Source organism: Streptomyces lacrimifluminis (assembly GCF_014646095.1).
Classification (GTDB): Bacteria; Actinomycetota; Actinomycetes; order Streptomycetales; family Streptomycetaceae; genus Streptomyces; species Streptomyces lacrimifluminis.
On the sequence record NZ_BMMU01000028.1, the window covers coordinates 59,928 to 72,759 of the forward strand.

General features: G+C 70.9%; 9 protein-coding genes. 5 read left to right on the forward strand and 4 right to left on the reverse strand.

Features of this window, described 5'->3' with window-relative positions; translation table 11 throughout:
* Window positions 1-70: 70 nt before the first annotated feature.
* From IEY89_RS31655 to IEY89_RS31670, 4 genes are all read right to left on the reverse strand, one after another.
* Window positions 71-973: a carbohydrate ABC transporter permease gene (locus IEY89_RS31655; RefSeq protein WP_373287317.1), complete on the reverse strand. Its 903-nt coding sequence runs from the start codon at window positions 971-973 to the stop codon at window positions 71-73.
* A gap of 5 nt (window positions 974-978) precedes the next feature.
* Entirely contained in the window at window positions 979-2,007 is a 1,029-nt protein-coding gene (locus IEY89_RS31660; protein WP_189150955.1) for a carbohydrate ABC transporter permease, read from the reverse strand.
* Between the two features lie 2 nt (window positions 2,008-2,009).
* On the reverse strand, window positions 2,010-3,383 hold the full coding sequence (locus IEY89_RS31665) for an extracellular solute-binding protein (RefSeq protein ID WP_189150956.1): 1,374 nt from the start codon (window positions 3,381-3,383) through the stop codon (window positions 2,010-2,012).
* A gap of 414 nt (window positions 3,384-3,797) precedes the next feature.
* Window positions 3,798-4,682, reverse strand: coding sequence for a MurR/RpiR family transcriptional regulator (locus IEY89_RS31670; RefSeq protein WP_189150988.1), 885 nt, complete (start codon window positions 4,680-4,682; stop codon window positions 3,798-3,800).
* A 244-nt stretch (window positions 4,683-4,926) separates the two neighbouring features.
* Here IEY89_RS31670 and IEY89_RS31675 point away from each other — a divergent pair, with 244 nt between their 5' ends.
* The 5 genes from IEY89_RS31675 to IEY89_RS31695 all read left to right on the forward strand — a co-directional run bounded on the left by IEY89_RS31675 (window position 4,927) and on the right by IEY89_RS31695 (window position 12,688).
* Window positions 4,927-5,697: a sugar isomerase domain-containing protein gene (locus tag IEY89_RS31675; protein ID WP_189150957.1), complete on the forward strand. Its 771-nt coding sequence runs from the start codon at window positions 4,927-4,929 to the stop codon at window positions 5,695-5,697.
* A 116-nt stretch (window positions 5,698-5,813) separates the two neighbouring features.
* Window positions 5,814-6,635, forward strand: coding sequence for an SDR family oxidoreductase (locus tag IEY89_RS31680; protein WP_373287316.1), 822 nt, complete (start codon window positions 5,814-5,816; stop codon window positions 6,633-6,635).
* Between the two features lie 542 nt (window positions 6,636-7,177).
* Entirely contained in the window at window positions 7,178-8,161 is a 984-nt protein-coding gene (locus tag IEY89_RS31685; protein ID WP_229695509.1) for a hypothetical protein, read from the forward strand.
* Entirely contained in the window at window positions 8,161-10,305 is a 2,145-nt protein-coding gene (locus tag IEY89_RS31690) for a bifunctional serine/threonine-protein kinase/ABC transporter substrate-binding protein (protein WP_189150958.1), read from the forward strand. Before IEY89_RS31685 ends, IEY89_RS31690 begins: the two co-directional genes overlap by 1 nt.
* A gap of 118 nt (window positions 10,306-10,423) precedes the next feature.
* Window positions 10,424-12,688, forward strand: a complete 2,265-nt coding sequence (locus IEY89_RS31695; protein WP_189150959.1) for a bifunctional serine/threonine-protein kinase/ABC transporter substrate-binding protein — start codon at window positions 10,424-10,426, stop codon at window positions 12,686-12,688.
* The last annotated feature ends 144 nt before the right edge of the window (window positions 12,689-12,832 follow it).

Here is a 12,832-nt window from a genome sequence, read left to right on the forward strand (position 1 = left end):
TCCCGTCACGGGGGTGTCACAAGGTCGGCGGGCATCGAGCCAGGGGGTCTCCCCATCCGCCCCCCGGCCGTCAGATCTTCACCGCCCCCGCAGCCACCCCCCGATAGAACCACCGCTGCGTGATCACGAACAGCACCAGCACAGGCACCACCGAGATCACCGACCCCGCCATCACCATCCGCTGGTCGTACCCGAACGACGACGTCTGGAGCCTCGCCAACCCCAGTGTCAGCGTGAAGTGTTCCTCCGAGCGGAGCACGATCAGGGGCCAGAGGAAGTCGTCCCAGGCGCTGATGAACGTGTTGATGGTGACGACCAGGATCGCGCCGTACGCCGACGGCAGGTACAGGTAGCGGAATCGCTTCCACTCGCCCGCGCCGTCCAGCATCGCCGCGTCCTCGATCTCGCGCGGGACCGCGAGGAAAGCCGCCCGCATGATCAGGACGTTGATCGCGCCGATGAAACCGGGGAGCCACACGCCCGCCAGGTGGTCGACGAGGCCCAGGTCCCGGATGCTCAGGAACAGCGACACCATGATGGACTCGAAGGGGAACATCATTGACGCCAACAGCAGTACCCAGACCGCCTTCTTGCCCTTCCAGCCCGGCTTGGACAGCATGTAGCCGGCCAGGGTCGAGAAGGCGAGCTGGCTCGCTATCGACAGCAGCGCGATCATCACGCTGTTCCTGATGTACGTGCCCACCGGGACCTGGTCGAAGACCTCGCGGTACGCGCGGAGCGTCGGATGGTGGGGGATCAGGGAGGCGTTCGAGCCGAAGACGTCCTCGCCCACGCCCTTCAGCGACGCCAGGAGCTGCCAGAGGAGCGGGCCGATCGTGATGGCCAGCACGAACAGCAGCAGCAGGTAGCGGACGACGAGTTCGCGCGGGCGGCCGTAGTCCCGCCAGCGGGGCAGGAAGCGTCGGCGGGGCGCCCCAGGAGTGGTCGGCGCCCCGGAGGTGGTCGGGGCCACGGTCGTCACGACTCGTTCTCCTTCGTCAGGCGCTGTGCGAGCAGCGTCAGGCCCAGGGTCAGTACGAAGAGGGCGACGCTGACCGCCGCGCCGTAACCGGCGTTGCCGCTCAGCGGGTCGAGGCCGACGTCCCTGATGTAGAAGGGGAGCGTCCGGTCGGCGCCGCCGGGGCCGCCTGTCGAACCGCCGAGCATGTAGATCTCCGTGAAGACGCGGAGCGACCCGATGCCCGTCAGCGTGCCGACCAGCATCATCGACGTGCGTACGCCGGGCACCGTGATGTGCCAGAAGCGGCGTACCGCGCCGGCGCCGTCCACCGAGGCCGCCTCGTGGAGTTCCTTGGGGACGTTTCCGAGGGCGGCCAGGTAGAAGATCATGTACCAGCCGAGGCCCTTCCACAGGGTCAGGCCCATCGCCGACAGCAGGATCAGCCAGCTGTCGGAGAGGAAGGGGATGGCCCCCTTGATGATGTGGGTCTTCTCCAGCCAGGTGTTGACCAGGCCCTGGTCCGCCAGCAGCCACTGCCAGCTCAGGCCGACGACCACGCTGGAGGCCAGCACCGGGGTGTAGAACGCCGAGCGGAAGAAGCCGATGCCCGGCAGGTTCTTCTCGACCAACACCGCAAGGAACAGAGGGAGTATGACCATCAGGGGGACCACGATCACCGCGTACAGCACACTGTTGCGGGTCGCCAGCCAGAAGTCCGAGTCCCCGAGCATGCGGGTGTAGTTGTCGAGGCCCACGAAGCCCGCCGCGCCGCCGAGCGGTTTCGCGTCGGTGAAGGAGAGGACCAGCGTGTTCAGGAACGGGAAGACACCGAAGGCCGCCGCTCCGACGATCGCCGGGAGCATCCACAGCCAAGGGAGCCACCAGCGGCGGTAGATGGCCGCGCCGCCCGCGTCCGGGGTCGGACCCGGGGTGACCGCCTTCAGCGCGCGGCGCATCCTGCCGGGTGACTGCGGCGCCGGGGCGCCCGGGGCCGCCGGAGCGGTCGGGGGCGCCTCGCCGTCAGGCATCGTACGTACGGCCGTCATCCTCAACTGCCCTGCTTCAGCAGCTCGTCGGCCTTGGACTGTGCCTCCTTGAGGGCGTCCGCCGCGCTCTTCTTGCCCTGCATCGCCAGTTGCACCTGGGCCGTGATGGCGTTCAACTCGCCCGGGGACAGGGCGATTTCGTCGGCCGTGGCGGTCTTGCGGTCCTCGGCGACGATCTTGCGGGCCTCGGAGAAGGGGTCCGTGCCCTTGACCGACTGGAAGAAGGGGTCGTCGAGGGAGGCCGTGGTGGACGGGAAGATGACCACGTTCGGGTCCTTGGCCCACGCCAGCTGGTTCTCCGCGTTCGTCAGGAACTGGGCGAAGGAAAGAGCCGTGGGGGCGTTCTTGCTCGTTGCCGCCACCGAGATGTACTGGGGGGCGCCCACCGTGTGGCCGAGGTCGTCCAGCATGTAGCGGGCGACGCCCGTCTTCTTGTAGACGCTCGGGTTGTTCTGCTGGATGAAGCGCAGGTAGTTGGGGTTGGTGGAGCCGTAGACGAGCTTGCCCTGCGCATAGAGGGTCGACGCGTCCTGGTTGGAGGAGAGCGAGTCCTTCGGCATCGCGCCGGCCTGGTACATCCTGGTCATCGCCTCGACCCACGCCACCGTCTTCGGGTCGTCGGCGAACGTGAACGACTTGCCGTCGTCGGACAGGACCTTGACGCCCATCTGCTGCCAGTCGGCCGGGATGCGCCAGATCGGGTTGGCGACGGTGGCGTAGTACTTGCCGTCGGACACCTTGGCGATCTTCAGGGCGTCGTCGAACATGCCGAGGATCGTGGTCGCCGGCTTGGCCGGGTCCAGGCCCGCCTTCTTCATCAGGTCGACGTTGAAGGTCTGGGCGATACCGCCGGAGTACCAGGGATACGCGCTGTGCACCTTCGCCCCCGAGGCGTCGGTGAACACGCTGGACTTCCACATCGAGGCGCCGAACGACTCGCCCGAGCCCGGCGCCTTCTTGTCGAGGTCGAGGAGGTAGCCGGCCTTGGTGAGGGCTATCGACGTGTTGACGTTCAGGTTCACGACGTCGGGGAGGGTGCAGGCCTGAGCGTCGGCGACCAGGCGCTGGGTGAACTGGCTGTCGCCCGGGTCGTCGATCCACTTGACGGTCGTATCCGGGTGGGCCTTCTCGAAGGCGGCGATGACCCCGTTGAAGTAGCCGCCGAAGTCCTTCTTCAGGTTCGTCGTCTGGAACGTGATCCTGCCCTTGACGTCACCGGTGAGCTTCCCGGAGCCGACGTTGCCCTTGTCGACCGAGCAGCCGCCGGCGGTGGCGCCGCCGCTGTCGTCGGAGCCTCCGGAGAGGCCGCATCCGGCGGCCGTCAACGTCAGTACGACGAGACAGGACAGGGACCCGGTCAGTCTTCTTGCGCGCATTGCTGCTGCCCTCCTGGATGCGGATGCTGGTGCTGGTTCAATTCACCAAGTTTGACTCCGGCTGATGAAAATGTGGACCAGAATTCATCGGAGGTCAATGGGGTGCCGTGTTGCTTTTAGGTTCCGGAACCGACGGCGACCGCTTCGGCGGTGGCGTACGCGGTCCGGGTGGGACGGGTCCCCGCGGATGCTCGGCGTTGCCGACGGCGAACAGCCCGGTCGGCTCGACTGGGGTGACGCGCATGGGTCTCCTGTGGGGCCTGCGGGAGAACGCGGGCACCCATCGTGGCACCGTTCGGATGGTTCAAACAACCATCCTCAAGTTTCCTTGGTGGTTCATCCATGCAAAAGCCGCCCCGGGGGCGAGAGGGCCCGAGGCGGCTTTTGTGACGTTCTGCGAATTTCTGTGACTGCTCAGCGTGTGCGGCGGGACTTCACCGCGTGCTCCCTGGCGATGTGGTCGGTCAGGGCGAGGGAGGCGCTGGCGCGCTGGTAGGAGAGCTGGGCGACCCGGACGTACAGGCAGTCGATGAGGACCAGCACGGAGTGGCGGGCGCCGATGCTCTCGGTGCGGAAACTGGTCTCGGAGGAGGAGGAGATGAGCCGTACGTCGGCGGCGCGGGCCAGCGGGGACTTGGGGTCCGCGGTGATGGCGACGGTGGTGGCGCCGCGCTGCTTGGCCAGTTCGAAGGGCTCGATGGTCTCGCGGGTGGAGCCGGAGTGCGAGATGCCGATGGCGACGTCGGCGGGGGTGAGGAGGGCGGCCGAGGTCAGGGCGGCGTGCACCTCGGTCCAGCCGCGCACCGCGCAGCCGATGCGGAAGAGCCGCGTCTCGGTCTCCTGGGCGACGGCTCCGCTGCCGCCGACGCCGTACACGTCGATACGGCGGGCACGGGCGGTGGCCTGGCCGGCACGCTCGATGGAGTCGAGGTCGATGCGGTCGATGGTCTGCTGGATGGCGCGGAGATCGGCGCTGCCGACGACCTGGACGACCCGCTCCAGGCTGTCGTCGGGGGAGATGTCCGGCCCGATCTCGGCGGTGCCCCAGTCGGAGACCTCACCGCGACCGCGTTCCTGGGCCAGCTCGATGAGCAGATGCTGGTAGGAGTCGAGGCCGATGGCGCGGCAGAACCGGGTGACCGTGGCCTGGGAGGTGCCGGTGCGGCGGCCCAGCTCGGCGGCCGAGCAGTGGGTGACGGCGGCGGGGTCCTCGAGGATCAGCTCGCCCACCTTCCGCAGGGAGCCGGCGAGACGCGGCAGCTCCGTACGGATGAGCGTGGTGACGTCGGTCGAGGGCATCCCGTTGCCGGAGCCGGTCCGTTCCATGGGGTTACCCGATCTCCTTGGTGCTGTGCGGCTGTACTTGACGGTAGTGGCGAATGTACCAGCCACCGTCTGTAGGGCAGTTTGAATCCCAGGACCGGGACCGGTGGCCCGCAGGGGCTTTGCCCGCGGCCCGTTGCTCACAGCCCGTACACTGTGATTTATTGATTCACTGATAGAGGTAGAGTGGGTGGTTCAATCCACCGGTTGGGAGTGTCGAGTGTCCGTCGAGTCCGTCAGCGCGCAGGGGTTCGCGCGCGAGAGCCGGGCCGTTCTCGACCGCATCACCGGGTCGGAGGCGGTCCAGGAGTCGGTGACCCGCGCCGCGGGGCTGATCGCGGACTGCATCCGCGCGGACGGCGTGATCCAGGCCTTCGGTACGGGCCACTCCCAGGCCCTCGTCCTGGAACTGGCGGGCAGGGCCGGCGGCCTCGTCCCCACCAACCGCCTGAGCATGGCCGACCTCGTCCTCTACGGCGGCGACGACCCCAGCGCCCTCGACGACCCCCTCCTGGAACGCAAGCCGGGCATCGCCGGGCGTCTGTACGAACTCGCCGCGCCACACCCGTCCGACCTGTTCGTGATCATCTCCAACTCGGGCGTCAACAACGTCATCGTCGAGATGGCCCTCCGGGCGAAGGAACGCGGCCACAGGATCCTCGCGATCACGTCCCTCACCCACACCCGCACGGTCCCGGCGGGCCACGCCAGCGGCAGGAAACTGGCCGACATCGCGGACGTCGTGCTGGACAACGCGGCCCCCACGGGCGACGCGCTCCTCGAACTCCCGGGCGGCGGCGCGGTGTGCGCCCTGTCGACGCTGACCGGCGTGATGCTCGTGCAGATGGCGGTCGCGGAGACGGCGGCGCTGCTGATCGGGGCGGGGGAGCGTCCGCCGGTGTACGTGTCGGCGAACGTGCCCGGGGGGTTCGAGGGGAACCTCGGGCTGGAGCGGCACTACGGGGACCGGATCCGGCGGCCGGCGAGCTGAGGTGGCTGGGGGCGGGGGATCCCATGGGTTCCCCTCCTCACCTCGACTTCGGCCTCGACTTCGGCCACAGGGAAAGCAGTTGCTGAGCAGGCGTCGGTCATGGACGATCCCGAACCGTGACGACGCATGCCGACGAGCCCTACCCCGACCGAACCCCGACTCCGACTCCGTCCCCTCCCACCACCCGCCCCCTCGCTCTGGTGACCGGAGTGGGCCGGACCGTCGGGATCGGTGCAGGGATCGCCCGCCGACTGGCGGCGTCGGGCTGGGACATCGCCTTCACGTACTGGACCCCGTATGACGCGCGTATGTCCTGGGGCGCCGAATCGGGTGCGACCGAGGCGATCACCCGGTCCCTCGCCGGGCAGGGCGCCGCGAGCACGGCGATCGAAGCGGACCTCGCCGACCCGGACACCCCGGCCCACGTCTTCGACGAGGTGGGGCGACGGATGGGCGGTGCCCCTGTCACCGCGCTGGTGATGTGCCACTGCGAGTCGGTCGACTCGGGCCTGCTCGACACGACCCTGGAGAGCTTCGACCGCCACTTCGCCGTCAACGCACGCGCGACCTGGCTGCTGATCCGGGAGTTCGGCCGCCGCTTCGCGGCGACCCCGGGAACCGGTCGGATCATCGGCCTCACCAGCGACCACACGGTGGGCAACCTGCCGTACGGGGCGAGCAAGGGAGCGCTGGACCGCATCACTCTGGCGGCGGCCCGTGAACTCTCCCACCTCGGGGTGACCGCCAATGTCATCAACCCCGGCCCGGTGGACACCGGTTGGATGTCCGAGGAGGCCCGGACGAACATCATCCGCCACACCCCGTCGGCCCGCCTGGGCACCCCACAGGACACGGCCCACCTCGTGGACTTCCTGTGCTCGGGGGAGGGGCAGTGGATCAACGGTCAGCTGCTGAAGAGTGACGGGGGGCTCGGATAGAACTGGGCCGCGGCGGTGTTCAGGGCGGCGCAGTTGCCCTGGGACCGGCAGTGCCGGGCCATGACCTTGTCTTGGACGAAGGAGTGCACTCCGCCGTCCCAGGTGACGTTGACGAACCCGACGAGGGAGCCGCCGTCCCGGGCGCAGACCCAGCCGAGGCTGTGACGTCGTAACCGCGTGCGCCAGCCGGAGGCCCCGTACGACCACCGAAGCCCTCGGCGTGCAGGAAGTCGAGGGAGGTGGTGTCGAGGTCGCCGCTGGTCCATGCGCTCTCTGTGGGACGTCGGAGTCTGGGCAGGCCGTTGGCGAGGTGCCGGCGTCACCGGTTGCGGATAGTTCACGAGGCATACCCCGTACATCACGAGCACTCTGAACTACCTTGAGAAAGCAGGGGGTTGGGAACCGTCCGGTACCCGCGCGGCATCGGTACAGACATGAACCGCGGCCGTTGACACGGCGTGCGCGGCGGTCGTCACGTGGAGCGTTGAACCGGAGCGTTGGAGCCGGAAGGTGAGCACGCGACGAGGGGAGGGGGAGGGGTCGTGACGTATACGAAGGCCCGTTTGGTCTGCGGGGTCGTGCTGACGTGCGCGACGCTGCTGGCCGGCTGTACGGACGGCGGCGGCGGTCCGGGCGGGGAGACGACGCGGAGGTCGAGTCCGGATGCCACCCGGAGTGCTGGTGACGCGGAGACCGGGTCGTCCGCAGGAACACGCACAGACACTGACTCGGACGAGGTCACCGGCGCCGGTGCCTTACCCGCGGCCTCGCCGACCGAACAGGCGGACCCGGCGAAGCAGCCACACACCGCGGCCGAGGCGCGGGCGTTCGTCCGGAAGATGATCGCCGATCCGGAGCTGGCCGGGTCGGGGGCGGTACCGGCGACACCGTACGAGAGCGACCCGAACACCTGGGCCGTGCTCGGCGAGTCCTGCGCCTGGCAGCGGCAGGGGCTGCCGGAGGACGTACTGGCCACGCTCACCCGCCACTTCGACTTGCCCGCGAGCGGTGCCGAGGAGCCGGTGCGGCTGTCGGCCACGGTCACGGTGCACCGTACGGCGCTGGACGCCGCCTGGGAGCAGGCCGGGATGCTGGAGGAGGCCGTCCGGTGTCCGGACCAGACGCTACGGGCGGGCGAGCGGCTGACCGGGCTCACCTCCGTCGCCGTCGCGTGGGGCGAGAGCGGCAACTCCTCCAGCGACGACTCGCTGTCGGAGTACGGCACGTGTGTCAGCGACACCCGGGGCGTGTCGTCCCCCTACTCGTGGACGCAGTCCGTGTTCGGCGCGGTCGTGATCGCCGTGTCCACGTGCGGAGGGCAGGAGGGCGCCACGAACGAGCTGGATGTGGCGGTCAGGATGCTGCTGCGGGTGCAGGAAGCGACCGGGAGCCCCACCGGGGCCGGTTCGGCCTCACCGGATCCGGGCCCGGCCGCGTCCCCCGGGAGTTCCGGGAGTCCCAAAAGTTCCGCGGCCTCCGGAAGTCCCACGAGTCCGGGCGTCGACAACAAGAAGGGCGGCGAGTGATGGAGCGGCTGCTTCCCACCGACCCCTCCCGCCTCGGCGGCAACCGCCTGCTGGGCCGCCTGGGCGCCGGCGGCATGGGCGTGGTCTACCTGGCCCGCACCGGGACCGGCGACCTGGCCGCGGTGAAGGTGATCCAGCCCGAGTACGCCGATGAGGCCGAGTTCCGGGCCCGTTTCCGCCGCGAGGCGTCCTCCGCCGGCCAGGTCGACAGCCCCTGGGTGGTACGGGTGCTGGGCGCCGACACGGAGGCGGCGGCGCCCTGGCTGGCCACCGCGTTCGTGCCAGGACCCTCCCTGGAGGAGGCGGTGGTGGCCTGCGGACCACTGCCGGACCGTGCGGTACGGGTGCTGGGCAAGGTGTTGTCACGCGCCCTGACCGCCGTGCACGAGGCGCGCCTGGTCCATCGGGACGTCAAGCCGGGCAACGTGCTGCTCGCCCTCGACGGCCCCCGGCTGATCGACTTCGGCATCGCGCGCCCCCAGGCGGCCGACGAGACCGAGTTGACCTCGGACAACATGGTGATCGGTACCCCTGGCTTCCTCTCGCCCGAGCAGGCGCGGGCGCGGCAGGTGGGGGCGGCGAGCGACGTCTTCTCGCTGGGGTGCGTGCTGGCGTACGCGGCCACCGGCCGCCCGCCGTTCGGCACCGGCGCGGTGGACGCGCTGCTGTACCGCACCGTCCACGACACGCCCGAGCTGGACGGTGTGGCGGACACCGAGCTGCGGGCGCTGCTCGGCCGCTGTCTGGCGAAGGAGCCGGAGCAGCGGCCCACGGCCGCCGAGGTGGACGCGGAACTGGTGGAGGACGCCCCGGCCGGCACGGTCGACTGGTTGCCCGACCCGGTGGTACGGATGATCGCCGAACGGTCGGCGGAGATGCTCGCCCTTCCGGGCATCGAGCCCACCGAGGTGTCACCGGAGACGCGGAGCCACAGCCGCCGCAGGGTCCTCGCCCTGGGCGGCGGTGCGACGCTGCTCCTGGCGGGCGGAGGTGCCGCGCTGTGGGCGGCGCTGCGCGGCGACGAGGACACCCCGGAGGCACAGTCCACGAACAGCCCCTGGATCATCGGCCTCCACGCGGATCTGACGGGCCCGCTGCGGGAGAGCGGGCGGGCGCAGGAGCGGGGGGCGCGGCTGGCGGTGGAGCGGTTCAACGCACGCGGGGCCGGACCGTTCACCCTTGCCCTGCGGACGGAGGACGACCGGGGAGAGCCGGCCCGAGCGGTACGGGCGGCGCGGCGGCTGACCGGTGCCGCCGATGTCGTCGCCGTGCTCGGCCCCACCGGGTACACCTCGGCGCAGGCCGCGGTGGAGGTCTACGAGGGTGCCGGGATGCCGCTGCTGACGGTGTCGGAGCTGTCGACCAGCGCCTCGCAGACGGCCATCGCCGGCACCGCCCCGCGCGCGTACTTCCGTGCCGCGACGCTGTCCGCGTACAGCGCCATCACCACCGTCACCGCGCTCGGCGCGGCGGGTGTCGGCAAGATGGGCCTGCTGGGCGACCGGGCGGGGAGGGTGGCCGGCATGGAGTCGGTGCTCGTGGCCGGCAGCGCCGCGACCGGTCAGCCGGAACTGTATCTGCGCGTCGTGCCCGCCCTCGCGGGCACGAGCGCTCTGGGACCCGTCACCGACGACATGCTCGGCCGCGGCGTCGACGGTTTCTACTACGTCGGCACACCCGAACGTGCCGCCGCGGTCGCCCGCGCCCTCGCGGAGCGGAACTTCACCGGGCCCCGTTACCTCGACCCGGCCTCGGCCACCGATGCCTTCGTCTCCCTGGCCGGCCAGGCGGCCGAGGGCTGGCAGGTGCATACGTCCTACATCGGGCCCGACGCCCCACCCGTGCGCAACTTCGCCGCCGCCCACCGCAAGCGGTACGGCAGCGCGCCGGGCCCCTGGGCGGCCGAGGCCTACGACGTGACACGCCTGCTCGCCGACCGGCTCACCGCCCTCGCCCCGAAGGGCGGCAGACGTCCCACCCACGACCGGCTCACCCGGGCCCTCGCCTCAGCCCGGTTCACCGGGGTGGCGGCGACCTATGCCTTCGACGAGAAGAAGCGGATGAAGCAGCAACTGCTCCACCAGTTCCGCGTCCAGAACGGCCGCTTCGCCTACGCGGGCGTCCAGGACATCACCGGCTCCTGAAGCGGTAGGGGTCGGAGGGGCCGAAGGGGGCTGAGAGGACTGAGCGGGCCGGAGAGGCTGAGGGGCCAGAGGGGTTTGAAGGGGCCGGAAGGGCGGTGGGAGCGGAGGATCTGGACTGATGCGGGCGCTGAACGCGCAGGACCCCGGCGAACTGGGCGGGCACCGGCTGCTCGCCCGGCTCGGCGCCGGCGGCATGGGCGTGGTCTACCTGGCCCGTACCGCCGACGGGACCCTCGTCGCCCTGAAGGTCATCCGTGCCGAGTACGCGGCCGACCGGGCCTTTCGGGAACGGTTCCGGCGCGAGGCGCGGCTGGCGAGGGGTTTCACCTGCCGCTGGCTGGTGCCGGTCACCGACGCCGACGCCGAGGCCCGCGAGCCGTGGCTGGCCACCGAGTTCGTGCCAGGACCCTCCCTGGCCGAGGCGGTGGACGGCCACGGACCGCTGCCGCCGGCCGTCGTCACCGCGCTCGGCGCCCGGCTGGCGGAGGCGCTGACCGAGGTGCACGACGCCGGTCTGGTGCACCGGGACGTCAAGCCGGGCAACGTCCTGCTCGCCCTCGACGGCCCCCGGCTGATCGACTTCGGCATCGCCCGGTCGCCGGGCGTCACGGCGCTGACCGAGCCCGGCGTGATCGTCGGCACCCCCGGCTACCTCGCCCCCGAGCAGGTCCGGACCGGCGGCGAGGCCGTCCCGGCAAGCGACCTGTTCGCCCTGGGCTGTGTGCTGGCGTACGCCCTCACCGGGCAGCGGCCCTTCGGCCTCGGCGACCCGGCCGCCGTCCTGTACCGCACCGTGCACGAGGAACCCGACGTCCCCGACCTCGACCGACTGCCGCTCCCCCTGCGTACGGCGATCACCGGCTGCCTGGCCAAGGACCCCGCCGGACGACCCACGGCGACCGAACTCGCCCACTCCCTACGGGATGTCGATCGGACGGCGACCAGTCCCGATCAACAGGCCTCTCCCGTACACCACATCCTTTCCCATAAACAGGCCACTCCTGCCCAGGAGTTCATGTCCACCCCCGGCCCTCCGGCCGACTGGCTCCCCTCCGCCGTACTACGCCTGGTCGCCGACCGCTCAGCCCGGGCCCTGGACCCGCCGCCCCGGCAGAGCGGCCCTGCCGCGCCACTGGAGCCCACCGTCGTCGACGAGGGACGCGCGCCCTCCCGGCGTCGGATTCTCGCCATCGGCGGCTCGGCCGTCACGGTCCTCGCCGCGTCCGGCACCGGCACCGCGATCATTCTGGCGAACCGCCGGAAGGCCGCGCAGGGTGGCGCGGTGCAGAGTCTGCCCGCCCATGTCATCGGCTTCCAGGCGGCTCTGACGGGTGATCAGAAAGATGTCGGACTGGCGCAGGAGCGCGGCGTCCGGCTCGCCGTGGCCGCCCACAACGCCCGCAAGGACATTCGCTTCCGGCTCGCCCTCACCACGTACGACGACCGGGGCGAGGCCGGGCGGGCGAAGGAAGGCGCCCGCAAGCTGCTTGCTGAGCCGTCCCTGTGCGCGGTGATCGGCCCCACCACCGTCGCCGCCGCCCGCGCGGCGGTCCCCAGGTACGGGGAGGCACTCACGCCGGTTCTGCTCGTCTCGGCCGACTACGACGCGCTGGGGCTGTCCGCGGCCACGGAACGCACCCTCTGCGTGACCACGGCCCCGAGCAGGTACCGGACCCTGCCGGTGCTCGCCTACCTGACCCGGGTCCGCGAGGTCGAGCGCACGGCCGTCGTCCAGGACCAGGCCACGGCCGGGATGGCCGAGACCGCTCTCACTCTGCGAGAGACACCGCCCGGTGAGGGCACCGCCACGGTCCACCCGGTGGCGTCCGGCACGGACGGCTTCGGCCCGGCCGTCGCCGCCGCGCTGGCCACGCACCCCGAGGCCGTCGTCTACGCGGGCACCTCGCCGACCCGGGCCGCCGACTGCGCCCGCGCACTGGCCACCGCGGGTTTCACCGGTCCCCGGGTGACCTTCGAATCCGTCATGCGCCCGGCGTTCCTGGCAGCCGCCGGCGAGGCCGCCGAGGGCTGGGTGTTCGAGGCGCCCTACAGCGAACCACAGTCGTCGGACAGCAAGGCCGCCCGAGACTTCACTGCCGCGCACCGCGACCGCTACGGCGTGCTTCCCGCCCGCTGGGCCGCCGAAGCCTACGACGCGGTGGGTCTGATCGCCGCTGCCCTGGACGCCCTGGGCGGCGGCGCCGACATCGCACCCGGGCAGGTCGCCGAGCGCCTCTTCAAACTCACCTACGCCGGTGTGGCCAAGCCCATCCGCTTCAACCAGGACATCACCCAGGGACTCAGACCCGAGAACACGAGCTTCCTGTACCAGGCCAAGGACGGAAAGTTCCGCTTCCTCGGCCGATACGACCAGGTGACCTGACCGGCGCCGTTCCGCAGGCGAACCGCACACCCTTGCGGTCGTCCTCGACGCTCCGAAGCACGGCCACATCGGGACGCTGAGCGTGCGGGCGGTGCCGCGGCTCCAGCAGCCGGTGTCGGTGGAGCCGCGGGTGTGTTGCCCCTG

What these genes read in the sequence shown, in the direction of transcription:
- IEY89_RS31660 (WP_189150955.1), bottom strand. Translation starts at nt 2,007, where the DNA reads ATGACGGCCGTACGTACGATGCCTGACGGCGAGGCGCCCCCGACCGCT.
- IEY89_RS31665 (WP_189150956.1), bottom strand. Translation starts at nt 3,383, where the DNA reads ATGCGCGCAAGAAGACTGACCGGGTCCCTGTCCTGTCTCGTCGTACTG.
- IEY89_RS31670 (WP_189150988.1), bottom strand. Translation starts at nt 4,682, where the DNA reads ATGCCCTCGACCGACGTCACCACGCTCATCCGTACGGAGCTGCCGCGT.
- IEY89_RS31690 (WP_189150958.1), top strand. Translation starts at nt 8,161, where the DNA reads ATGGAGCGGCTGCTTCCCACCGACCCCTCCCGCCTCGGCGGCAACCGC.
- IEY89_RS31695 (WP_189150959.1), top strand. Translation starts at nt 10,424, where the DNA reads ATGCGGGCGCTGAACGCGCAGGACCCCGGCGAACTGGGCGGGCACCGG.